A 368-nucleotide genomic window follows, 5' to 3' on the forward strand; every position below is an offset into this window, starting at 1 on the left:
AGAAATAGACTTGCCTAAAGGAGTCGCGTCGTATAAGGTGAGAATTAGTTCAGCTGACGATGAAGTATTGGGGATGAGTTATCAATCTAGGTTTTTACAGTATGCTTTACCAGTTACAGGACTTAATTTTAATATTACTCAAGATACTAAACAAATAGCGAAGTCATTATTGCAACAGGCTTATGACAAACTGTTGGAGCAACAAAATAGCGATGAGAATAGGAAAACCCCAGAAACTATTCGAAATTATCAAGAAAAATTAGAGAAAATAAGAAAGTTACTGCAGGCAGGAGATTTAAAAACTAGGACAGATTATCTTACAGCTTTAGAGGGTGCTATTGAGACAAGAGATGATTTGGAAACTCAAG

The 368-nt window shown here is 35.3% G+C and carries 1 pseudogene; it reads left to right on the top strand.

Features of this window, described 5'->3' with window-relative positions:
- Positions 1 to 37 precede the first annotated feature (37 nt).
- Positions 38 to 368: pseudogene (locus SMIDD26_RS10950) on the top strand (hypothetical protein); the annotation flags it as partial.

The organism is Streptococcus mitis, from assembly GCF_001579035.1.
GTDB classification, from domain to species: domain Bacteria; phylum Bacillota; class Bacilli; order Lactobacillales; family Streptococcaceae; genus Streptococcus; species Streptococcus mitis_J.